General features: G+C 71.7%; 17 protein-coding genes and 1 other RNA gene. 8 read left to right on the forward strand and 10 right to left on the reverse strand.

Annotation, left to right across the window (positions count from 1 at the left end):
- Positions 1 to 60: 60 nt before the first annotated feature.
- The 5 genes from ssrA to ftsE form a co-directional block, all read right to left on the reverse strand.
- Positions 61 to 430, reverse strand: a transfer-messenger RNA (tmRNA) gene (gene ssrA / locus IEJ02_RS17070).
- A 116-nt stretch (positions 431 to 546) separates the two neighbouring features.
- Positions 547 to 1,026, reverse strand: coding sequence for an SsrA-binding protein SmpB (gene smpB / locus IEJ02_RS17075; RefSeq protein WP_137978213.1), 480 nt, complete (start codon positions 1,024 to 1,026; stop codon positions 547 to 549).
- 18 nt (positions 1,027 to 1,044) lie between these two features.
- Positions 1,045 to 2,256 carry a S41 family peptidase gene (locus IEJ02_RS17080; RefSeq protein ID WP_191065670.1) on the reverse strand — a complete coding sequence of 404 codons (1,212 nt, stop codon included), beginning with the start codon at positions 2,254 to 2,256 and terminating at the stop codon, positions 1,045 to 1,047.
- Positions 2,257 to 2,324: 68 nt separating this feature from the next.
- Complete coding sequence (gene ftsX / locus IEJ02_RS17085; RefSeq protein WP_020870885.1) at positions 2,325 to 3,236, reverse strand: permease-like cell division protein FtsX; 912 nt, start codon at positions 3,234 to 3,236, stop codon at positions 2,325 to 2,327.
- Between the two features lie 9 nt (positions 3,237 to 3,245).
- Positions 3,246 to 3,935: a cell division ATP-binding protein FtsE gene (gene ftsE / locus IEJ02_RS17090; protein WP_069863504.1), complete on the reverse strand. Its 690-nt coding sequence runs from the start codon at positions 3,933 to 3,935 to the stop codon at positions 3,246 to 3,248.
- A 330-nt stretch (positions 3,936 to 4,265) separates the two neighbouring features.
- Here ftsE and IEJ02_RS17095 point away from each other — a divergent pair, with 330 nt between their 5' ends.
- Entirely contained in the window at positions 4,266 to 4,460 is a 195-nt protein-coding gene (locus tag IEJ02_RS17095) for a hypothetical protein (RefSeq protein ID WP_020870883.1), read from the forward strand.
- 130 nt (positions 4,461 to 4,590) lie between these two features.
- On the opposite strand, the gene IEJ02_RS17100 is transcribed toward IEJ02_RS17095, so the two are convergent.
- The 4 genes from IEJ02_RS17100 to IEJ02_RS17115 all read right to left on the reverse strand — a co-directional run bounded on the left by IEJ02_RS17100 (position 4,591) and on the right by IEJ02_RS17115 (position 9,969).
- Entirely contained in the window at positions 4,591 to 5,259 is a 669-nt protein-coding gene (locus IEJ02_RS17100) for an LPXTG cell wall anchor domain-containing protein (RefSeq protein ID WP_191065671.1), read from the reverse strand.
- A 291-nt stretch (positions 5,260 to 5,550) separates the two neighbouring features.
- Positions 5,551 to 6,663 carry a peptide chain release factor 2 gene (prfB, locus tag IEJ02_RS17105; protein WP_137978216.1) on the reverse strand — a complete coding sequence of 371 codons (1,113 nt, stop codon included), beginning with the start codon at positions 6,661 to 6,663 and terminating at the stop codon, positions 5,551 to 5,553.
- Between the two features lie 40 nt (positions 6,664 to 6,703).
- Positions 6,704 to 8,044, reverse strand: a complete 1,341-nt coding sequence (locus IEJ02_RS17110) for a serine/threonine-protein kinase (protein WP_137978217.1) — start codon at positions 8,042 to 8,044, stop codon at positions 6,704 to 6,706.
- 206 nt (positions 8,045 to 8,250) lie between these two features.
- Positions 8,251 to 9,969 (reverse strand): serine/threonine-protein kinase, encoded by a 1,719-nt coding sequence (locus IEJ02_RS17115; RefSeq protein WP_191065672.1) that lies wholly within the window; start codon positions 9,967 to 9,969, stop codon positions 8,251 to 8,253.
- A gap of 653 nt (positions 9,970 to 10,622) precedes the next feature.
- Here IEJ02_RS17115 and IEJ02_RS17120 point away from each other — a divergent pair.
- From IEJ02_RS17120 to IEJ02_RS17135, 4 genes are all read left to right on the forward strand, one after another.
- The gene (locus tag IEJ02_RS17120; protein WP_191065673.1) at positions 10,623 to 15,281 is read left to right on the forward strand and encodes an FtsK/SpoIIIE domain-containing protein; all 4,659 of its coding nucleotides are present in this window, start codon (positions 10,623 to 10,625) and stop codon (positions 15,279 to 15,281) included.
- Positions 15,282 to 15,568: 287 nt separating this feature from the next.
- Complete coding sequence (locus tag IEJ02_RS17125; protein ID WP_191065674.1) at positions 15,569 to 16,927, forward strand: ABC transporter substrate-binding protein; 1,359 nt, start codon at positions 15,569 to 15,571, stop codon at positions 16,925 to 16,927.
- A 24-nt stretch (positions 16,928 to 16,951) separates the two neighbouring features.
- Positions 16,952 to 18,325 carry a carbohydrate ABC transporter permease gene (locus tag IEJ02_RS17130; protein ID WP_191065675.1) on the forward strand — a complete coding sequence of 458 codons (1,374 nt, stop codon included), beginning with the start codon at positions 16,952 to 16,954 and terminating at the stop codon, positions 18,323 to 18,325.
- Positions 18,322 to 19,203 (forward strand): carbohydrate ABC transporter permease, encoded by an 882-nt coding sequence (locus IEJ02_RS17135; RefSeq protein ID WP_191065676.1) that lies wholly within the window; start codon positions 18,322 to 18,324, stop codon positions 19,201 to 19,203. The genes IEJ02_RS17130 and IEJ02_RS17135 overlap by 4 nt, the downstream gene beginning before the upstream one ends.
- 64 nt (positions 19,204 to 19,267) lie before the next feature.
- On the opposite strand, the gene IEJ02_RS17140 is transcribed toward IEJ02_RS17135, so the two are convergent.
- Positions 19,268 to 19,723, reverse strand: a complete 456-nt coding sequence (locus IEJ02_RS17140) for an ATP-binding protein (protein WP_191065677.1) — start codon at positions 19,721 to 19,723, stop codon at positions 19,268 to 19,270.
- A gap of 168 nt (positions 19,724 to 19,891) precedes the next feature.
- Here IEJ02_RS17140 and IEJ02_RS17145 point away from each other — a divergent pair, with 168 nt between their 5' ends.
- The 3 genes from IEJ02_RS17145 to IEJ02_RS17150 all read left to right on the forward strand — a co-directional run bounded on the left by IEJ02_RS17145 (position 19,892) and on the right by IEJ02_RS17150 (position 21,657).
- Entirely contained in the window at positions 19,892 to 20,806 is a 915-nt protein-coding gene (locus IEJ02_RS17145; protein WP_191065678.1) for a helix-turn-helix domain-containing protein, read from the forward strand.
- Positions 20,769 to 20,897, forward strand: a complete 129-nt coding sequence (locus IEJ02_RS48605; protein ID WP_317985826.1) for a DUF397 domain-containing protein — start codon at positions 20,769 to 20,771, stop codon at positions 20,895 to 20,897. Before IEJ02_RS17145 ends, IEJ02_RS48605 begins: the two co-directional genes overlap by 38 nt.
- A 217-nt stretch (positions 20,898 to 21,114) precedes the next feature.
- The gene (locus IEJ02_RS17150; RefSeq protein WP_191065679.1) at positions 21,115 to 21,657 is read left to right on the forward strand and encodes a DUF4232 domain-containing protein; all 543 of its coding nucleotides are present in this window, start codon (positions 21,115 to 21,117) and stop codon (positions 21,655 to 21,657) included.
- Positions 21,658 to 21,821 lie beyond the last annotated feature (164 nt).

A 21,821-nucleotide genomic window follows, 5' to 3' on the forward strand; every position in this document is an offset into this window, starting at 1 on the left:
CCGGAACGACGAAGGGCCCCTCGGTCGGCTGACCGAAGGGCCCTTCGTCGTACATGGGATGAGTGGAGATGGCGGGAATCGAACCCGCGTCCAACGGTGCGGAATCAGGGCTTCTCCGAGCGCAGTCCGCTGTGCTTTTCTCGGCCCCGGAGATCACGCGGACAAGTCTCCGACGGGCTCAGTCACTGTTTGATTTCCCACTACACCCCGTGACCGGGTCTAGTGGTTTAGTTCCCTAGTCGATGCCAGGATCCGGGTCGGGAACAGCCCCGGGCTGACACTTCGCAAGTCGCTACTTAGGCAGCGAGGGCGAAGGAATCGCGCTTGGTGTTGGCGATTATTGGTTGCGACATATGGTTAACGAGATCATTGCCGCTTCCTCGGCTCGCTTCCCCTGCTTCGACAGCCGCTGTCGAAACCGATCATCCCCATGTGGTGTTTTCAAAGGTGGTGCCACGCCCTCGGTGGGGCGCAGAGCCATCATAGGTGAACAACGCGCGACAAGGCCACATCATTCCCGCCGCCCGTGGTGCGCCTTCCGGCTGGTCAGGCCCGCTGGCGACGCCGCGCCGCCGACATCGCCCGCTCGGCCTCGCGGCGGTCCTGCTTCTCCCGCAGGGTCTGGCGCTTGTCGTACTCCTTCTTGCCCTTGGCCAGCGCGACCTCGACCTTGGCCCGGCCGTCCTTGAAGTACAGGGCGAGCGGCACCAGGGTGTGGCCGGTCTCCTGGGTCTTGCCGATCAGCTTGTCGATCTCCGCCCGGTGCAGCAGCAGCTTGCGCCGGCGGCGCGCCGAGTGGTTGGTCCAGGTGCCCTGGCTGTACTCGGGGATGTGCACGTTGTGCAGCCATGCCTCGCCGCCGTCCACCTGGGCGAAGCCGTCCACGAGCGAGGCCCGCCCCTGGCGCAGCGACTTCACCTCGGTTCCGGTCAGCACCAGACCGCACTCGTAGGTGTCCAGGATGTGATAGTCGTGCCGCGCCTTCTTGTTCTGCGCGATCAGCTTGCGACCCGTCTCTTTAGCCATGGTCAGGCCATTCTCGCACTAGGACCCGCCCCCGAGGCCACTCAATACCGTGCGCGCCCGCGCCTCCGCGGACGGGCCGTCGTCGCGCTTGACCGTCAGGTCCGGGTCGATGCCCTCGCCGTCGACGTTACGCCCGGCCGGGGTCCGGTAGTGGCCGACGGTGAGCTCGGCGACCGAGCCGTCGGGGAGTTCGCTCGGCATCTGGACCGAGCCCTTGCCGAAGGTCCGGGAGCCCACGACCACGGCGCGGCCGCGGTCCTGGAGGGCGCCGGTGAGGAGTTCGGCGGCGCTCATGGTGCCGCCGTCGACCAGCACCACCAGCGGGCTTTCGGTGTCGCCGCCCGGTCGCGCGTCGAGGACTCGCTGGTCACCGCGGACGTCATAGGTGGCGACCAGGCCGCCGTCGAGGAAGGAGGAGGCGGCGGTGACGGCCTCGGAGACCAGCCCGCCGGAGTTGCCCCGCAGATCCAGCAGGATGCCGTCGCCCCGGGGGATGGAGCGCACCGCGCGCCGGATCCGCTCTCCGGTGCCCTTGGTGAACGAGTCGACCTTGATCCGGACGGCGCCGGGTCTGTGGTCGTCGTAGCCGCTGAGCCGGTCGACGGTGACCGGGTCCGTGGTCAGCCGGGCCCGGCGGAGCTCCTGCGTCCATTCGTGGCCGCCGCGCCGCAGCCCGAGCTCCACCCGGGTGCCCGGGGAGCCGTCGGCGGGGCCGCGCAGCAGGGCCACGACCTCGGTGACGGGCCGCCCGGTCACGGTCTTGTGGTCGACCGTGCGCAGTCGGTCACCGGCGCGGACCCCGGCCTTCTGGGCGGGGCTGCCGGGCTCGACGCGCTCCACCGCGATCCGCCCGTGGGCGTCCCGGCGGGCGGAGATCCCGACGCCGACGTAGGCGCCGTCGAGGGTCTGGCGGTAGCCCTCGTACTCGCGGGCGCTGTAGACCGCGCCCCACCGGTCTCCGCTGCGGCTCACCACCTCACGGGCGGCCTTGGAACCGGACTTCCCGTCCTCCTGGGCCGCGGCCGCGGCCGCCTTGACCTGGTCGCTCTCGACCGCGCCGACATAGGCGCGGGCCGGTATCCGGGCGGCTTGGGGGTCCCGGCGCGATCCGGACTCGGCGCCCCAGGAACCGACGGCCGCCCCGGTGGCGAGCACGCTGGCGAAGACCAATGTCAGGGCGGCCCCGCGGCGAATGCGGCGGGGATGGACGAACAAACACGGGCCCGACATGCCGGTGAGTGTAGGGCACCAAAAGGCGCCGTACCGGGGGTTGTCCGGTACGGCGCCCTAGGCGAATGTCACACCTTGAGGTACTTGCGGAGCGCGAAGAACGCCGCGAGAGCGGGCATGAGCAGGCCAATCGCCAGCACCAGTGGCAGCTTCGCCAGCACCGCGTCCCAGCCGATGAAGTTGATCACATCGATCTTGTCCACCAGCCAGTTGTTGACCAGGAAGTACTGCCCGCTCACCAGCAGTACGCAGGCGAAGCCCGCGCCCAACAGCCCCGCGATGGCGGCCTCCATGATGAACGGCATCTGGATGTAGAAGCTGGACGCGCCGACGAGCCGCATGATCCCGGTCTCCCGGCGGCGGCTGAACGCCGACACCCGCACCGTGTTGACGATCAGCATCAGTGCGACGATCAGCATCAGCGTCATCACGCCGAGCGCCGCGAAGTTCATGCCGTTGAGCAGGTTGAACAAGTCGTCGACCAGGGCCTTTTGGTCCTGGACCTCCTGCACCCCGGGGCGGGCGGCGAAGGCCGTGGAGATGACGTCATAGCGCTCGGGGTCCTTCAGCTTGATACGGAAGGACTCCTGCATCTGGTCCGGGGTCAGGGAGTCGGCCAGCGGCGAGTCGCCGAACTGCTCCTTGTAGTGCTTGTACGCCTCCTCGCTGGTCTCGAAGTGCACCGACTCGACGATGTTCATCTGCTTGAGCTCGGACTCGATCTCCTGCTTCTGCGCCTCGGTGACCGCGCCCTTGGCACAGTTGGCCGAGGTCTCCTTGTCGTTCTTGTTGCAGAGGAAGATCGAGACGTTGACCTTGTCGTACCAGTAGCCCTTCATCGTGCTCACCTGCTCGCGCATGAGCAGGGACCCGCCGAACAGGGCGAGCGAGAGGGCCACGGAGACGATGACCGCGAAGGTCATCGTGAGATTGCGGCGGAGACCGACGCCGATCTCCGACAGGACGAACTGGGCGCGCATGGCGTCCTTTCAGTGCTGGTAGCCGTAGACGCCGCGGGACTGGTCGCGGACGAGCCGGCCCTTCTCAAGTTCGATCACGCGCTTGCGCATCTGGTCCACGATCTGCTGGTCGTGCGTGGCCATGACGACCGTGGTGCCGGTCCGGTTGATCCGGTCCAGCAGCTTCATGATGCCGACGGAGGTCTGGGGGTCCAGGTTTCCCGTCGGCTCGTCGGCGATCAGCAGCATCGGACGGTTGACGAACGCGCGGGCGATGGCCACCCGCTGCTGTTCACCACCGGAGAGCTCACCGGGCATACGGTCGTCTTTACCGCCAAGACCCACGAGATCGAGCACCTCGGGGACGGTTTTCCGAATGGCGCCGCGCGGTTTGCCGATCACCTCGAGCGCGAAGGCGACATTCTCCCCGACCGTCTTGTTGGGGAGCAGCCGGAAATCCTGGAAGACGGTCCCCAACTGGCGGCGCATCTGCGGCACCTTCCAGTTGGACAGCCGCGCGAGGTCCTTGCCCAGCACATGGACCGCGCCATGGCTGGCGCGCTCCTCGCGGAGCAGCAGCCGGAGGAAAGTGGACTTTCCCGACCCCGAGGAGCCCACCAGGAAGACGAACTCGCCCTTCTCGATCTCGAGCGAGACATCCCGGAGTGCGGGACGGTTCTGCTTGGGGTAAGTCTTGGATACGTTGTCGAATCGGATCACTGGAGCACCACGGTCGACCTGGGTAGCGGTACGGGCTGCAGCCGAAGCGGCTCCCGTCGGTGAGCGTGACCATACGCGAAGCGCGCATGGGCGCGCAGTCCGCCGTCCGGCGTGGGTGGGTTTCTTCACTGCACTATTGGGGTCAAACGGTTGACAAACCGCCCGTCGGCGCGGCTGAAACGGCCACGAAACCGGTACGGATGCGGCACGGAATCGTGCGGGGCGCGCCGAACCGGACGGAAGCTGGCACAGTGGAGGGGGAACCAACCCATTTTCCTGAGCGTTGGCCCCGTGTCTACTGCGGCACCGCCGCGCGGGAGGAGAAAGCGCATGACGTACGACAGGCTCGTCTGCGCCAACTGCGCGAGCCCCGTCAGCGAGGGCCGCTGCCCGGTCTGCCGGGCCAGCAGGGAGCGCCTGCAGCAGGAGGGCATGTTCGGCGGGCTGACCCCGGCCGCGCTGATAGCGCTGCTGGTGGCGCTCATCGCGGTGGCCGTGCTCGCGCATGAGATGGCGACGGCGTAACGGAGCGTTACGAGGCGATACGCCGGACAGGGCGCCCCTGACCCTGAACGCACCCAGGGGCCCGATCAACGCACCAGGGGCCCGGAGCGCCGCAGCGCTCCGGGCCCCTTACCGTGCGTGAGGCGCGCGATCAGGCCACGTTGTTGCGGTTCACCAGACGCGGCACAAAGCGGAAGCCGATACCACCGGCGATCATCGTCGCGGCGCCGACCAGCAGGAACGTGGTCTCGGAGGCACCGGTCTCGGCCAGCTGCTCCTTGGCCTTGCCCTGCTCCACCGGCTTGGAGCCGACGTTGTCGGTGCCGGTGTTGTCGTCGCAGTTGGTGCTGTCGAGGTCCACCGTGCAGGTGCTGTCGTCGCCACCGGCACCGCCGGTGCCGCCGCCCTGGCCGGGCGTGCTCGGCTGGGCGGTCGGGCCGTCGGTGGGCTCGCCGGTCGGCTCACCCGTCGGCGGCTTGGTGGGCTCGTCCGTGGGCGGCTGGGTCGGCTCGCCCGTGGGCGGCTTGGTGGGCTCGTCCGTCGGCGGCTGGGTCGGGTCCTCGGTCGGCGGCTGAGTCGGCTCAGTCGGGATCGAGGTCGGGTCGTCGGTCGGCGTCGGGTCCTCGGTCGGGTCGTCCTTGCCGATACCGACGCCGACGTCCAGACCCTTCTCGTCCGCGTTGGCCGAAACGTTCACGCCGCCGATACCGACATCAACACCAACGGCCGATGCGGCGCCGGCGGCGGTGAGCGACGCGCCGGCGGCGATCACCGCACCGGCCGCTATTCGCGCCACGCGCAGCCGCGTCTTCTTCGTCATCTGCCTGCTACCCCCAGTAGCTGTACTCGTCAATGGAGCAGCTATGCACGGGGCAACGGCTCGGGGTTCTCAGTCTCCGCGGGCCCCCGTATCCCTCCGAGGCGGTCCGCCGGCCCCCGTTCACACGCGCCCCAGTCATACGCATGCCGCGCGTCAGCCTTCCCAGTTTTCACATCACCGTCAAGGCCATTGCATGCGAGATGTCCGCTATGGAAGCGCTTGCCGCATGCATGGGTACAGGACTGTGACCAAAAGCGCGGGGCGCGCGGCCCGTTGGGGCGAGCGGGAAGGTTACTTCTCCTGCTCCTGCTGCTTGCGCCAGCGGATTCCGGCCTCCAGGAAACCGTCCAGCTCACCGTCGAGCACGGCCTGCGGATTGCCGACCTCGAATTCGGTGCGCAGGTCCTTGACCATCTGGTACGGGTGCAGGACGTACGAACGCATCTGGTTGCCCCAGGAATTGCCGCCGTCGCCCTTGAGCGCGTCCATCTTGGCCTGCTCCTCCTGGCGGCGCCGCTCGAGCAGCTTGGCCTGGAGGACGTTCATCGCGGTGGCCTTGTTCTGGATCTGCGAGCGCTCGTTCTGACACGAGACGACGATGCCGGTGGGGATGTGGGTCAACCGCACCGCGGAGTCGGTGGTGTTGACGCCCTGCCCGCCGGGGCCCGAGGAGCGGTAGACATCCACGCGCAGCTCGGACTCGTCGATCTCGATGTGGTCGGTCTGCTCGACGACCGGCAGCACCTCGACGCCCGCGAAGGAGGTCTGGCGGCGGCCCTGGTTGTCGAACGGCGAGATCCGCACCAGGCGGTGGGTGCCCTGCTCGACCGAGAGCGTCCCGTAGGCGTACGGGGTCTGCACGGCGAAGGTGGTCGACTTGATGCCGGCCTCCTCCGCGTACGACGTCTCGTAGACCTCGGTCTTGTAGCCGTGGCGCTCGGCCCAGCGCAGATACATCCGCTGCAGCTGCTCGGCGAAGTCGGCGGCGTCCACCCCGCCCGCCTCGGCGCGGATGTTCACGACCGCCTCACGGGCGTCGTACTCGCCGGACAGGAGGGTGCGCACCTCCATCTCGTCGACCGCCTTGCGGACGGCCTCCAGCTCGGCCTCGGCCTCGGCGCGTGCGTCCTCGTCGCCCTCGTCGGAGGCCAGCTCGAACAGCACCTCGAGATCGTCGATCCGGCCGCGCAGCTCCTCGGCCCGGCGCAGGTGCCCCTGGAGATAGGAGAGCTTGCTGGTGACCTTCTGCGCGTTCTCCGGGTCGTCCCACAGGGACGGGGCCGCCGCCTGCTCCTCGAGCACGGCGATGTCGGCCCTCATCTTGTCGAGGTCCAGGACGGCCTCGATCGACCCCATGGTCGAGGAGAGGGACTTCAGCTCTTCGGATACATCGACGACTGCCACGGCACCAGCGTAACCGCTACCGAAGACTGACCGTCCCCGGTCATGGCGTACCGGGGTCCTGGGAGGCGGAGTGCTCGCCGCCCTTGGGCGGATCGCCGCCGTCGTCGCCGCTCGCCGCCAGCCATCCGCCGAGCCCCACCGCGACCAGCGCGGCCAGGGTGACCGCGGCCACCTTCAGCCGGCGGCGGCGCAGCGCGCCCGCGACCGCGGGGTTACGGGCCGAGCCCGCCCGGCGCTGGCCGTGCACCCGGGGGGCGCGCGCGGTGCCGTGGGCACCGCCCGCGAGCTCGTCCGCGCTGGGCACCCGCATGCTGGTGTGGGTCTCCCGGCTGGAGTCCGGCACCGCGCCCGGGACCAGCGGCACCGCGCCGCGCCGCCGCGGGGGCGTGTGCGGCGCGGGCCCGGAGGCGGGGACGGAGACGCCACGGTGCGGGGTCTCGGCCTCCGCGCCCTCCCGCTCGCCGCCCTCCTGCTGCTCATCGGGCTCGTCGATGTCCAGCGGCGGATATCCGGCCAGGCCGGGCAGCAGCTCGCGCAGCCGGGCGGCCAGCTCGGAGGCGCGCAGCCGGGAGGCGGGCGCCTTGGCCAGGCACTGGAGGAGCAGCTGCCACAGCTCGTCGGGGATCCCGGGCAGCGGCGCCACGGTCTCGGTCACATGGCGGCGCAGGATCGCGCCCGGGTGGCCGCCGCCGAAGGGCGTGAATCCGGCCAGCATCTCGTACAGGACCGTCGCCAGGGCGTAGACGTCCACGCTGGCCCGGGGCGGCAGCCCCTCGACGATCTCGGGGGCGAGATAGTCCGGAGTGCCGATCACGCTGCGCGGGTTCGGCGAGCGGCCCTGGGAGGACTGCCGGTCGCGGGCGGGCTGGGCGCGGATCGGGGTCGGCTCGTCGACCAGCCGGGCGATGCCGAAGTCGGTGAGCAGGGCGGGGTGCGCGCCGCCGGGGCCGAGCGGGCCCCGCATGTCCAGCAGCACGTTCTCCGGCTTGACGTCGCGGTGGACGACCCCGGCGGCGTGCGCGGCGGCCAGCGCGTCGGCGACGTCCACCGCGATCGCCACGGCGGCCTCGGGGGCGAGCCTGCGCTCGCGGTCGAGGCGAGTGCGCAGATCGGTACCGCGGATCAGGTCCATGACCAGCGCGAGGTCATTGCCGTCGACCACCAGGTCGCGCACCCCGACCACCCGGGGGTGGTCGAGGCCGAGCAGTGCGGTGCGCTCCTGGACGAAGCGCTCCACGAGCTCCTGGTCGGAGGAGAGGTCCTCACGCAGGAGCTTGATGGCGACGGGTCCCTCGGGCCCGTCGCCCAGCCACACCGCGCCGGCGCTGCCGCGCCCCAGGAGCTGATGCGCGGTGTACCGACTGCCGATCTTCCGTGACAAGACTGCTCCGAATCCTCACGAACAAGGGGGGCACGTTGGCGACAAAGCTACGCGGCTACTGGCGCGTTGGGTGCACCAGACAACGCCAACTGTCACTTCTGCGGCGGAAAACACCCTTCGGATGTCGACAAATCACCGGAGTGGGAGGTGCGGAGCGGACATCGGACCGCGAACCGGGCCGGAAACGGGGAGGGATGGGGGGCGGATCAGCTGCTGGGACCGCCGAGGTCCTCGATCCACTTGCCGATGTCCTTGGCCCAGCCCGAGACCGCGTCCCAGTAGCCCTTGCCCTCGGCGATCCAGTCCTTGAGCGGGGTCAACTCCCAGACCAGCCAGGAGCCGATGATCAGGACCACGATCACGAACAGACAGCCCTTGAGGCACCCCAGGCCCGGGATCTTCATCCGGTTGGGGTTGGAGCTCCGCTGCCGGGGCTCGCGGCGCGGCTCCGGCTGCTGCGGCGGCGGGGCGTAGCGCTGCGGCTGGGGCTGCTGGGGGTGGTGCGGCGCCGGGGCGTACTGCTGCGGCTGCTGGGCGTACGGCGGCGGCTGCTGGCGGCCCCGCTGGCGCTGGGGCGGCTGCTGGGGCTGCTGGTACTGCTGCGGCTGCTGGTATTGCTGCTGCTGGTACTGCTGCTGCGGCGCGGGGCGGTGGGGGCGGCGGCGCAGCGGGTCCTCGCTCGGGTCGAGGTACTGGACCTGGGTCTGCTCATTGCGGTCGCGCGCCGCGCGCAGCTGGTTCTGCCAGGGGTGCGGATCGTCCTGGCCCGGCCCACCGGGCGGTACGGGCGGCATGGCGCGCGTCGGATCGGCGCCTCCGGCCGGTCCTGAGCCGCTCGGCAGCACCTGGGTGGGGTCGGCGTTGGCCCCGGCGTTCGCCCCTGTGGTGGGCATCACATTGGTGGGCGCGGCCGGGTCGTACGAGGGGGTGCCGCCCGGGGCGTTCGTGGGGAGCACCTGGGTCGGGTCGGCGGAGTCCGCGGGCGCGGTGTCCGGGACCGGGGCGGGCGCCGGGTCCGGGGCGAGCAGCGCGGCCACGCCGAGCGCCGCCTCCGCCTGCGCGGGCGAGGCGTGCACCCCGACACCGGCGGCGACCACGCGCAGCGCCCGGGCCAGGTTCTCGGCGCTCGGGCGCTCCTCGGGCCGCTTGCTCAGACAGCGCTCTATGACGGTCCACAGCGGCTCGGGCACGGTCGAGGGGCGGCGCGGCTCCTCGCTGAGGTGGCGGTGGAGCACTTCGAGGGCGGTGTTCCCGGCGAACGGCGGACGGCCGGTGACCAGCTCGTAGAGCATGATGCCCGCGCCGTAGATGTCCACCGCCGAGGTCTGCGGACGGCCCTCGGCGGACTCCGGCGCCACATAGGCGGGGGTGCCGACGAACTCCTGGGTGCGGGTGAGGCCGGGCGAGTCGGCGAGGCGCGCGATGCCGAAGTCGGTCAGCATCGGGTGCATCTCCTGGCCCTCGCCGGTGCCCGCGAGCAGCACGTTGGCGGGCTTGAGGTCGCGGTGCACCACGCCGTCGGCGTGGCTGGCGGCGAGCGCGTCCGCGATCTGGGCGGTGAGGAGGGATGCGGCCACGGGGGTGAACGGGCCGTTGCTGCGCAGGTAGTTGTGCAGGTCCGGGCCGTCGATCAGATCCATGACCAGGGCCAGCAGATCGCCCTCGACCACCAGGTCGCGGGTGCGGACGATGTTGGGGTGGGTGAGCCTGAGCAGCACCGAGCGCTCGCGGAGAAAGCGCATGACGATCTCCGCGTCGTTCGCGAGCTCCTCCTTGAGGACCTTGATCGCGACGGTCTCGCCGGGCTGCCCGGCCACGGCCGCCTCGGCCCCCGCCGTCTCCCGCTGGCGGGCTCGCCAGACGGTGCCCGTGGCTCCGCGCCCGAGCGGCTCCTCGAGCAGGTATTTGCTGCCTACCGGCCGCACGTCATGCGCTCCCTGATCGTGGTCTTACATCGGTGGACTGCGATGGTCTGCTGGGTGATCTGCTGTGATCTGCTGGGTGGTCTGCTCTGGTACTCGTCTTGTGATGCTCGTCCGCCCCACTGTAATGGCGCCGCACGGTCAGCCCTATCCGATCACCACACGAGGGTCCGGCGCGGGGTCCGGCGCGGGGGTCCGGAACGGGGTCCGGCGCGGGGGAAGACGTGTGATCCGGGCGGATGGTTGCCAACTGGTCGCCAACGGTGGTCCGGGTCGCTCGGTGACCGCTCAACCGCCGCTCAAACGGGCGCGGCGGGGGGCGGAGGGGCGGCTTCCGTCGCCTTGAAGGCGGCTCAGGGTGGTTCACGGGCGGTTCAGAGCGGTTCGAGGGCGGTTCAGGGCGGCCGTTCCGGTCGCAATCAGCCAGTTTCGGCCGACTAGCCGACCAATCAAGATCATGTAGCGCCGGGCGGCGGGCGAAGTGTCGGTGGCAGGTGCGAGGATGCAGGCAGCACGGAAGCGCCGAGCGCCGGGAGGCTCACGCTCCGTGACCCGTACGACCCCGTACGGACCTGTACGTGCCGAAGGGCCTGGGGGCGGTGGTGGGGGTCGGCACCCCTGCCCGGCCCCCCGGACAGAAGGGACCGTTGACGGCGATGCAGATTCGGCTGACCGTCCTCGGGCCGCGCAGCGCCCACCCGGGCCGTTCCGGCCACCATCCTGCGCCCGCGTCCGGGCCGCACGCCCTTACGGCCGCGGTGGACGTCCTGGTCACCGCCCCCGTCGGCACGGCCCTCGCCGCGGTGGCCAGTGGGCTGGCCGACGCGGTCGCCGCGGCCGGGTACGAGGCGGGGGGCGGCGGAGGTGGGGGCGGCGGCGCGGTGGTGCTGTACGCGGGGGGCGAGCGGCTGGACCCGCAGCGCTGTGCGCTCGGCGAGCCGCCGCTGGTGGACGGCGCGGTGCTTTCCCTGCACGGCCCGGCCGACCCCGACTCCGACCACTACCCCGGCTACCCCGGTCTGCCCGAGAGCGCCGTCGCCGACGCCACGGTCCACTTGGACGTGGTCGCCGGGCCCGACGCGGGCGGCGTCCATCTGCTGCACGGCGGCCAGGTCCGCATCGGCCGCTCCGCCGACGCGGACGTCCCCCTGGACGACCCCGACGTCTCGCGGCTGCACTGCGCGGTCACGGTCGCCGAGGACGGCCGCGTGACGATCGCCGACCTCGGCTCGACCAACGGCACCGCCGCCGACGGCGTCCCCGTGGGCCCCCAGCCGGTGCCCCTGGAGCCGGGGGCGCTGCTGCGGATCGGCGAGTCCGCCCTGCGGCTGCGCGTCCCCTCCAGGGCGTCGGCGATCCCCTCGGCCCCCACGCGCCTCCCCGTCCAGGCGGACGGCGAGGGCCACCTCCGCGTCACCCCCGCCGGGGACCACCCCACCCACGCCAAGGCCCCCTGGACCGGCGCCCCCCAGCCCACCGCCCCCACCCACACCGCCCAGGGCCCCTGGACCCCTCCCGCCCGCCACCCCGGCACGGGCTGGACGAAGGTCGCCGGGCCCGGTGACGAGTCTCACCCGGCCCACGAGAGGGCTGGCGCCCACGGAATCGACGACGGCTGGGGCCCCGGTGAGGCCGCGGCCCCCGCGCCGCGCGGCGACGCGGGCACCGGGACCCCGGGCGGGGCGAGTTCCTACGGCCGCCGGAACGACGACGGGTGGGGGCCCGGTGCGGGCCCGGCCCCCGGGCCGCGCGGCGAAGCCGCCGGACGCGGCCGCGGCCCGCAGCGCCCCTCGCTCCCCGGTGACCGGCCCACACACGACGACCCACGCCTTTCGCCGGGTGCCCCCGGCGATCCCGGCCCTGGCCACGCCCAGGACGTGCGGACCGACTGGGGGCCCGGCGCCCCGGCGAGCCGCGGCCCGGGGGCCGCCGGACAGCGGAGCCCCGGCGCACCCGAGGACACGGGCTACGGCCCCGCCGCCGCGGACGTCGGCCACCGTGGTGGGGAGGGCGGCGACGCGGCCCGACGGGGCCAGCCGTACGACGACCCGTCCCCTGCCCGCACCCGGCGCAGTGAGCTCACCCCCGGGGCCGGAGCCGCCGGGCAGGGCCCGGCGGGGCAGCCCGCGCGAGCCGACCAGGACCGGCCGGGCACGGGCGGCAGCGCGCATCCGGGCCACGGCCCACGGCCGACCGGCAGCCGCCACTCGGACACCCCCCAGGACCACCGGCCCGCACCCCGGGGAACCGCTGGCGACCCGGCGGGTCCCGGTGGCGCCCCTTACGACGGCGCGGCCGCAGGCCGCGACTGGCCGGACGAGGCCGGGGCGGATAACGGCGACGCCCGGCGCGGCGGTCGGCCGGGTGCCGGGCCGCGTAGCGGCTTCGGCTCGGGCGGCACCGACTCCAGCCGTGCGGGCCATGACGGGGCTCCCGCCGACTTCGACCCACGCGGCGGGCGGCCGCGGGCCGCCGGTACGGGGTCCGGCGGGGCCCCCGGGCGGCGGGGCGCCGGGGAGCGTACGCATGGCGCGGGGTATGCGCTGGACGCACCGGGGGCGCAGGCCCGGCGGCGGGGGATAGGGGCCTGGGTGCGGCAGTTGGCCGGGGGCAAGGCGGCCGAGCGGGGTGGGGTGCGGGAGGACCGGGGCGCGACGGCGCGGGCGGCCGCGGAGGCGGAGGCGTTGCAGCGGCGGTGGCCGGATCCGGCCACCCTGCTGATGACGGCGCTGGGGCCGGGCTCGCGCCTCTGGGAGCGCGCCCCCGGGCATCCGGACGCGCTGACCGTGCGGCTCGGCTCGGCCGACCAACTGGCGCCCGACGGCGGGCTGTTGCCCGCCGCGCCCGTGACCGTCGATCTGCGGCAGTGCGGTTCGCTGGGCCTCGCGGGCCCGCGGGCGCGGGTGGCGGGGCTCGCCCGGTCCGTCGTGGCGCAGCTGGCGGCCCTGCACTCACCGGCCGCGTTGGAGATCGTGCTGATCAGCGGCGAGGAGCGGCTCGCGGAGTGGTCGTGGCTCGGCTGGCTGCCGCACGTCCAGCCGTTGCGCGGGCAGGACTGCCGGCTGCTGCTCGCGTACGACGCGGAGCAGGCCACAGCCCGTACGGAGGAGCTGACCCGGCGGCTGGAGGACGGGCCGCTGGGCCCCGGCTGGGCGAGCGCGTCCCCGGCCGCCGCGCGGTCCGCGGCGGCGCGCCACTTCGGGCCGTACACGGTGGTGGTCGTGGACGGCACCCCCGGTCCGGCCGCGCTGCACGACACGCTCGCCCGGCTGGCGGTGAGCGGTTCGGCGGCCGGAATCCATCTGCTCGGCCTGGCCGAGGCACCCGCCGCGTCGCCCACCTCCCCGCTGCCCATGAGCTACGAGGCCGCCCGTTCCGCGTCCGCCGCCTTCGCGGCGTGCGGGGTGGCGGCCGTGCTGAGCGGTGACGTGGCCACCGGGCTCCAGATCGTCCACGGGGACGGGGTCGCGCCCGGCACCAGTGGGGTCCACGGGATCACCGGCGCGACCGGCGCCACCACGACCGTGACCGTGGACGCGGTGTCGGCGGCGTGGGCCGAGCGGTTCGCGCGGGCGCTCGCGCCCCTGCGCCCGGCCACCTCCGCGCAGGACGGCGCGTTCGGCGGCTCCGACGGCCCGCCGACCGTCCCGCTGCCGGACTCGGCGCGACTGCTGGACGAGTTGGGGCTGGCGCGGGCCACGCCCGCGTCCCTGCTGGCCCGTTGGGCGGCCGCGGCGGACGAGGTCCCGGCGGGCGGCCGGGCGCTGGCCGTGCTCGGCGCCGGTCCGCGCGGCCCGCTCACGGTCGATCTGGCCGCCGAGGGCCCGCACGCGCTGATCGACGGCGCGGCGGGCACCGGTAAGACGGAGCTGCTGCGCTCGTTCGCCGCCTCACTCGCGGCCGCCGAACGGCCGGACCGGCTCGAGCTCATCCTCGTCGACGGCGCCGGGTCCGATGCCGGGGCCGGGGCCGGGGCGGGCGAGGGGCTTCGGGTGTGCACGGATCTGCCGCATGTCTCGACGCATCTGGCGGCCACCGATCCGGTACGGATGCGGGAGTTCGCGCAGGCACTCAGCTCGGAGCTCAAGCGCCGCGCCGAACTGCTGGGCCAGCAGGACTTCACCACCTGGCACGACCGGCCCCACCCCGACGATGGCGAGAGCGGCGACAACGACGGCGCCACGGGCCCGGGCGGCACCATGGGCGCCAACACGGGCGCGTCCCGCGCGAGCGGGCCGGGTGCGGCCCGTGCAGCCGGGACGACCGGTACGTCCAGCGCACCTGGCGCCGGTGCGGCCGGTACACCCGGCGCGGCCCGTTCGGGCGGTGGCCCCGGTACAACCGGCGCAACCGGTGCGTCCGGTGCGTCCGGCGCACCCGGCGCCACTTCGCCCGGGGCGCCGCGTTCGACCGGCACGTCAGATACAGCCGGTGCGGCCGGTACACCCGGCGCGGCCGGTGCCGCCGGTACGCCCAGTACCACCCGTGCCGCCCGCACGGCCGGTGCGGCCCGTGTTGTCGCGCCTCGTCCGCCCGGCGATATCGACCCTCCCCCGAGCGACACCCTCCGCACGCTCAATCTGCGTGCCCAGCGCACCGCGAGCGCGTCGGCGACCCGTCCTCGTTCCCTCCTCCCCCGTCTCGTCGTGATCGTTGACGACTTCGACGCGCTGGTGGCCCCGGCCCTCGGCAGCCCCGGCCGTCCGGCGGCCGGTTCGGTCGTCCGTGCGCTGGAGGCGATCGCCCGCGACGGCGCACGCCTCGGGGTGCATCTGGTCGTGGCGTCCGGACGCCCGGACCGTACGGCGGACACGGTGGCCGTCGAGCGGGCCGCCCTGCGGATCGCCCTGGACGCGCGCCCACTGGACGCGCGCCCACTGACCACCGCGACGCCCGCCCGCCCAACCGCCCCCACACAGGCCACACAGACCACCCATGCCACACACCCCACCCACCCCGGCGAGCCCCCGAGACCCCATACATCCCCCGCCGCATCGACACGCTCGGTCACAACCACCCCAGCCGCCGCAGCCGCCCCGGGCGGCGACCCGGCGCCGGGCCGTGGGCGGCTGTTCCGCGCGGATGACGCCGCCGGAACGCCGTTTCAGGCGGGCCGGGTGACCGGACGGATACCGCGCACCGCGACCCAGCGGCCCACCGTCGTACCGCTGGAGTGGCGGCGGATGGGCGATCCGCCCGCCCGCCGGCCGCTGCGCGAGCTGGGGAACGGCCCCACCGACCTGGCCCTTCTCGCCAGTGCGCTCCAGCGCGCCGCGCAGTCGGCGGACGCGCCCACCGCACCCGCGCTGATCTGACCGGCCCCATCCGCCGCCGTCCGCACCCTGCCCGATTCCCGCCCGATTCCTGCCCGTTTCGCGCCCGTTCCCGAGCGGTCCCGCCCCGCCCGACCTTCCGATCCGTTCCGGCCATCCTCCCCTCTGTCCCACCTGCCCCGTTTCACGGCCGACCCTTCATCACGGCCCGATCACGATCCGTGAGTGAACGCCGGACGCAGTATTGCCACGTTCGGTGACCGGGCGTAGGACTACTCAGCACGGGACACGGCCGCACGGGGGCGGCTGGCATCGGAGGGAACACGGGGATGCACGTATCGCTTCGTACGAAGCGTTCGACACGAGCCGCGGTGGCCCTGCTGGCGGCGGGAGCACTCATGCTCACCGCCGCGGGCTGCGGCGGCGACGACGGAGACACGGTCAGCGGCGGCCCACCGCCCAACACCGTGGAACTACCGAATCTGAAGGGGCAGAAACTCCAGGTCACCGCGGTCTGGACGGGCACCGAGCAGGAGAACTTCACCAAGGTGCTCAAGGAGTTCGAGAAGCGCACCGGCGCCAAGGTCTCCTTCGTGCCGAGCGGTGACGACATGGCGGGCTTCGTCGGCTCGAAGATCGCGGGCGGCGCTCCGCCGGATGTCGCGATGGTCGGACAGGTCGGCGTCATGCGCGAATTCGCCCAGAAGGGCTGGGCCAAACCGCTCGACGCCGCCGCCAGGGCCGAGTTGGCCAAGAACTTCGCCAAGGGCTGGCAGGACCTCGGCTCGTACCAGGGCAAGCCCTATGGCGTGTATTTCAAGGCCAGCAACAAATCCCTGCTCTGGTACAACACCTCCGCGTTCGACTACGCGGGCGCCAAGGTGCCCAAGACCTGGCGGGAATTCCTGGAGCAGGCCCAGCTGATCTCCGACTCCGGCACCGACGCGGTCGCGATCGGCGGCCAGGACGGCTGGACGCTCACCGACTGGTTCGAGAACGTCTATCTCTCCCAGGCGGGCCCGGAGAAGTACGACCAGCTCGCCCAGCACAAGATCAAGTGGACCGATCCGTCGGTGAAGAAGGCGCTCGAGACGCTCGCCGAGCTCTGGGGCGCCAAGGGCCTGGTCGCGGGCGGCCGGGGCGGCGCGCTGCAGACCGCGTTCCCGGACTCCGTCACCAAGGCGTTCGGCAACAAGGCGGAGCCGGACGCGGGCATGGTCTTCGAGGCCGACTTCGTCGCCGCAAACGTCGCCGACGCGGGCGCGGAGCTGGACCAGGACGCCAAGGTGTTCCCGTTCCCGGCGGTGGGCGCGGACGCGCCCGTGGTGACCGGCGGCGACGTCGGCGTGGCGCTGAAGAACAGCAAGGCGGCGCAGGCGCTGCTCACCTTCCTCGCCTCGCCCGACGCCGCGACCATCTGGGCCCAGTCCGGCGGGTTCATCTCGGCGAACAAGAACGTCAAGTTCAGCGCCTATCCCAATGCTTCGATGCGCAAAATCGCACAGGCGCTGATCGCGGCGGGCAATGACTTCCGGTTCGACATGTCCGACCAGGCTCCCGCCTCCTTCGGCGGCAAGCCGGCGCAGGGCGAGTGGAAAGCGCTCCAGGACTTTCTCAAGAACCCGAGGAATGTCGAAGGCATCCAGCGCCAGTTGGAGCGGGATGCCGCCAAGGCGTACAAGAACTGACGACTCGACCGGGAGAACCACATCATGTCGACCGCGACAGCGGACGGCGCGGCCACGCCTGGCCGGGCATCGTCCGCCCCACCTGCCAAACGGCCGAGCACGAAGAAGCAGAAGAGCATCATGGGCACCCGGCCCTGGCTGGCGGCGGTGTTCCTGCTGCCCGCGCTGGTGCTGCTCGGGGCGCTCGTCGTCTATCCGATCGGCTACTCCGTCTACCGGAGCTTCTTCGACGCCTCGGGCAACGGCTTCGTCGGCCTGGACAACTACCAGGAGATGTTCTCCGACGACGCCACCAAGACGGCCATCAAGAACAACGTCATCTGGCTGATCCTGGCCCCGACCGTCTCCACCGCGCTGGGCCTGATCTTCGCCGTGCTCACCGAGCGGGTGCGCTGGGCCACCGCCTTCAAGCTGGTCGTCTTCATGCCGATGGCCATCTCGATGCTGGCGGCGGGCATCATCTTCCGGCTGGTCTACGAGCAGGACCCGGACAAGGGCGTGGCCAACGCCATGTGGGTGAGCGTGCATGACTCCTTCAGCGAGTCGCCGCCGTTCCCCGGCGCCCATCCGCGTCCCACCGCCGGGCTGACCGAGGCGCCGAACGGCTCGTTCACCACGCGGGACACCCTCCGCGCGGGCTCCCCCACCTCGCTGCCGCTCGTCGCCGCCAAGCGCGACGACATCGGCGGCGCACAGGACGCCAAGGCTGCCAAGCCCGAGCCGGGGAAGGTCACCGGCACGGTCTGGTTCGACTTCACCCGCGGCGGCCTCGGCAAGGAGGGCGCCATCGACAAGGGCGAGAAGGCGATGGCCGACCTCAAGATCGAGGCGGTCAAGGACGGGAAGGTCGTCGCGCGGGCGAAGACGGCGGCGGACGGCACGTACTCCCTCCCCGCCAAGGCCGAGGGCGCCCAGCTGCGGCTGCCCGCCTGGAACTTCTCCGAGCCGTACAACGGCGTGGACTGGCTCGGCCCGTCCCTCGTCACCCCGGCCATCATCGGCGCGTACGTCTGGATCTGGGCCGGTTTCGCGATGGTGCTGATCGCGGCGGGGCTCGCGGGGGTGCCGCGCGAGCTGATGGAGGCCGCGCGGATGGACGGCGCCAATGAGTGGCAGGTCTTCCGGCGGATCACGGTGCCGATGCTGGCGCCGGTGCTCTCGGTCGTCGTCGTCACACTGATGATCAACGTGATGAAGATCTTCGACCTCGTCTACATCATCGCGCCCGGCCCCTCCCAGGACGACGCCAACGTCCTCGCCCTCCAACTCTTCCAGTCGTCCTTCGGCACCGACGTCAACCAGGGTCTCGGCAGCGCGATCGCCGTGCTGCTGCTGTTGCTCGTGCTGCCCGTCATGTTCATCAACATCCGCCGGATCCGAAGGGAGAGCCGCCGATGACCAGCGCGGACACGGTCGTACAGGCGAAGCAGTCCCTGGTCGCGCGGATCGCCGCCCGCACCGGCGGCGGGGCCCTGCGGGTCGTCCTGCTCCTGGTCGGCCTGCTGTGGCTGATGCCGACCGCCGGACTGCTGCTGTCCTCCCTGCGGGACCCGTCGCAGGTGGACCTCTCCGGGTGGTGGAAGGTCTTCACCGACCCCGGACAGCTCACCTTCAGCGGCTACGACCATCTGCTGGGCAACCAGCAGATCACCGACTCCCTCTGGACCACGCTCGCCATCACCGTCCCGGCGACCCTGCTGGTCGTCGTGATCGGCGCCCTGGCCGGCTACGCCTTCGCCTGGATGGACTTCCCCGGCCGCGACGTATGGTTCCTCATCGTGGTCGGCCTGCTGGTGGTCCCGGTCCAGGTGGCGCTGATCCCGGTGGCCAAGCTCTTCGGCGAGATCGGCATCTTCCAGACCACCACCGGCGTGGTCCTCTTCCACACCGCCTTCGGCCTCCCCTTCGCGATCTTCCTCCTGCGCAACTTCTTCGCGGAGATCCCCCGCGAACTCCTGGAGGCGGCCCGCCTGGACGGCGCGGGCGAGCTGCGGCTCTTCCTCCGCGTCGTCATGCCCCTGGGCGGCCCGGCCATCGCCTCGCTGGGCATCTTCCAGTTCCTCTGGGTCTGGAACGACATGCTGGTCGCCCTGATCTTCGCCGACAGCGGCAACCCCCCGATCACGGTCGCCCTCCAGCAGCAGGTCCGCCAGTTCGGCAACAACATCGACATCCTCGGCCCCGGCGCCTTCGTCTCGATGCTGATCCCGCTGGCGGTCTTCTTCGCCTTCCAGCGCCAGTTCGTGGCGGGCGTGATGGCGGGCGCGGTGAAGTAACCGCACCCCGCGACGGCAGGCGGCCCGGCACCCCTTCGGGGGCGCCGGGCCGCCCCTTTTCACCTCAGGGCGCACCGCACTCCGCCCACACCGTCTTGCCGACGGGGACACGAGGGGTCGTCCCCCAGCGGGTGGCCAGCAGATCCACCAGGAGCAGCCCACGGCCCGATTCGTCATCGGCCGTCGGCGTCGGCGGCATGGCCGGGAGGCGGTCCTCGCGGGCGTCCGAGACCTCGACGCGAATCGTCCGCGTCGCGGGCGCGCAGGCGAGACGGAGCCGGAAGTCCCGCCCGGGTACGCGGCCGTGCCGTACGGCGTTCGAGGCCAGCTCCGCCACCAGCAGGGCCACCGTGCAGGACGCGTCCGACGCGGGCGGATAGCCCCACTCCTCCATGCGCCGCACGGCAAGCCGCCGAGCGAGGCGCGCTCCGCGCGGTGTGGCGGGGAACTGCTGGGTGAGCTCCCGGAGTTCGGGCTCGGGGTCCGGCGCCGTGGTCGTCTTCAGCACGGTGTTGTCCATTTCCGTCCGTTCGTCCTTCCGTACGATTCGCACCGTGTGCGCATCGTGACGTTCCGTGCTTAAGGATCGTGGCGCGGGTCTACGCTCGAAAGGCCGTAACGCCTTACCTTTCAGGCTGTAAGGAACGGAAGTGATGTTTTGGCCAAAGAAGTTGATCCTCGCTCATCGATGGCGGCACTCTTCGGATCCCGGGTCCGCAGACTCCGTACGGCCGCCGGTCTGACCCAGGCCGAGCTGGGCGAGCGCACGCATGTGGTCAGCACCCGGATCACCCAGATCGAGCGCGCGTCCGGGGCGAAACCGACGTTCGAGCTGGCACGGACGCTCGACACCGTCCTGGGGGCGGACAGCCTGCTGGTGGACATGTGGCCGTACGTCTACCGGGAGGCGTTCCCGGACTGGTCGCGGGCGTTCATGGCGTACTCGGAGCGAGCGGTGTCCATTCGTGAGTACGCCGCGCAGGTGGTGCCCGGTCTGTTGCAGACGAGGGACTACGCGCGGGCAGTACTGAGCCTCGATCCCTTACTCAGTGGGGAGCAGCAGTTGGAGGAGCGCGTCACCGCTCGCCTCGGACGACAGGAGCGGCTGCGTTCACCGGACCGGCCCGAGCTATGGGTCGTCCTGGACGAGGCGGTGCTACGGCGCCCGATCGGTAGCCACTCGCTCATGCGAGCCCAGTTGTACCGGTTGCTGAAAGCAGCCGCCGAACCAGGCATCACCGTGCAGGTGCTGCCGTTCGACCAGGGCGGACATGAAGCGATGGGCGGATCCCTGACCGTGCTGACCCTGCCGGAGGGCGACGAGGTCGCCTACAAAGAAGGTGCAGACTTCGGTCAACTCGTCGAGGAACCAAAGGATGTGAAGCACTACGCGCTGTCCTACGATCGGCTGCGGGCGGCGTCTCTGCCCCCGCTCATGTCGCTCGACATGATCCGATCCGTGATGGAGGGCAACCACCGTGGAGCGAGTGTCCCGTCCCGATCTGAACGGCGCCGCGTGGCGCAAGAGCAGCTACAGCAATCAGGCGGGTGGCAACTGCGTGGAGGTGGCCGACGGCATACCCGGCGTCGTCCCCGTCCGTGACAGCAAGCGGCCTGACGGTCCCGCGCTGGTCTTCCCGGCGACCTCCTGGACCGCCTTTGTTGATGAGCTGACGACCGGCCGCAGCCTCTGATCCCCGTTTTGCCTGGTCGCCGTTGCGGTGTCCGCCCCACGACGCCGCAACGGCCCGCACCGGATAAGTTCCCTCAATACGGCTCCACTTGGGAGCCTGGCTGTCCGAAATAGGCCCTCCGGCACACGGAACCTCCCCCATGCATCGCACATCTTTCGGTGCGCAGGCGCGCACGACATCGCGCGCCGATTCTTATGCGAGGGGAACCCCACACTTCATGAAGAGCAAGCTGACCGCAGTGGCCCTTGCGGCCCTCGTCGTCGCGGGTACTGCCGCTACCGCCATACCGGCCTCGGCCGCCACCGCCAAGGCCGCGCCGACCCGCTGCCACACCGCCGACCTGAAGGCGGGCTTCGCCACGGGGGAGGACGCCAGACCGGAGATGGACCAGACCGAGAGGCAAACCCAGGCGTACATCTGGTTCACCAACCAGAGCAACCGCACCTGCACCCTGTCCGGCTTCGCCGGTGTCGACATGATCGGCGCTCAGGCGACCGACGGCACCTGGTCGCTGGCGCGCTCCTCCAAGACGCCCGAGAAGATGGTCCTGGGGCCGGGAGACACGACGGACTTCAGCATCACCCTGCTCCCGGTGGCCGCGTCCACGCCGCAGAAGGAGAAGTTCGTTCCGGCGAAGTTCCTGGTCACCCCGCCGAACGAGACGGAGCACTTCACCCTGAAGTGGCCGTTCGGCGGCCAGATCCTCAAGCAGGACGGCGCCACCCACCCGGCCACCTACCTCAACCCGGTCGGGCTGTAACCAAGCCGGACAGCCTCTCACCGCCGTCCCTGAGTCGGCCAGGGGCCGGTCCACGTCGTCATTCCGGGCCCGCCGGACCCTCGTACGCGAGGGCCCGGCGGGCCGCGAACTCCCCCAAAGAACGAAGCTCGACCGTCGGCACCCGCCCACGGGCCAGGCCGGGC

The sequence above is a fragment of the Streptomyces sp. 5-10 genome (assembly GCF_014712245.1).
Classification (GTDB): Bacteria; Actinomycetota; Actinomycetes; order Streptomycetales; family Streptomycetaceae; genus Streptomyces; species Streptomyces violaceusniger.

Excerpts from the sequence above, each read along its gene's own strand:
- smpB (WP_137978213.1), bottom strand. The coding sequence starts at position 1,026 with ATGGCTAAAGAGACGGGTCGCAAGCTGATCGCGCAGAACAAGAAGGCG.
- IEJ02_RS17080 (WP_191065670.1), bottom strand. The coding sequence starts at position 2,256 with ATGTCGGGCCCGTGTTTGTTCGTCCATCCCCGCCGCATTCGCCGCGGG.
- ftsX (WP_020870885.1), bottom strand. The coding sequence starts at position 3,236 with ATGCGCGCCCAGTTCGTCCTGTCGGAGATCGGCGTCGGTCTCCGCCGC.
- IEJ02_RS17095 (WP_020870883.1), top strand. The coding sequence starts at position 4,266 with ATGACGTACGACAGGCTCGTCTGCGCCAACTGCGCGAGCCCCGTCAGC.
- IEJ02_RS17100 (WP_191065671.1), bottom strand. The coding sequence starts at position 5,259 with ATGACGAAGAAGACGCGGCTGCGCGTGGCGCGAATAGCGGCCGGTGCG.
- IEJ02_RS17120 (WP_191065673.1), top strand. The coding sequence starts at position 10,623 with ATGCAGATTCGGCTGACCGTCCTCGGGCCGCGCAGCGCCCACCCGGGC.
- IEJ02_RS17125 (WP_191065674.1), top strand. The coding sequence starts at position 15,569 with ATGCACGTATCGCTTCGTACGAAGCGTTCGACACGAGCCGCGGTGGCC.
- IEJ02_RS17130 (WP_191065675.1), top strand. The coding sequence starts at position 16,952 with ATGTCGACCGCGACAGCGGACGGCGCGGCCACGCCTGGCCGGGCATCG.
- IEJ02_RS17135 (WP_191065676.1), top strand. The coding sequence starts at position 18,322 with ATGACCAGCGCGGACACGGTCGTACAGGCGAAGCAGTCCCTGGTCGCG.
- IEJ02_RS17140 (WP_191065677.1), bottom strand. The coding sequence starts at position 19,723 with ATGGACAACACCGTGCTGAAGACGACCACGGCGCCGGACCCCGAGCCC.
- IEJ02_RS17145 (WP_191065678.1), top strand. The coding sequence starts at position 19,892 with ATGGCGGCACTCTTCGGATCCCGGGTCCGCAGACTCCGTACGGCCGCC.
- IEJ02_RS17150 (WP_191065679.1), top strand. The coding sequence starts at position 21,115 with ATGAAGAGCAAGCTGACCGCAGTGGCCCTTGCGGCCCTCGTCGTCGCG.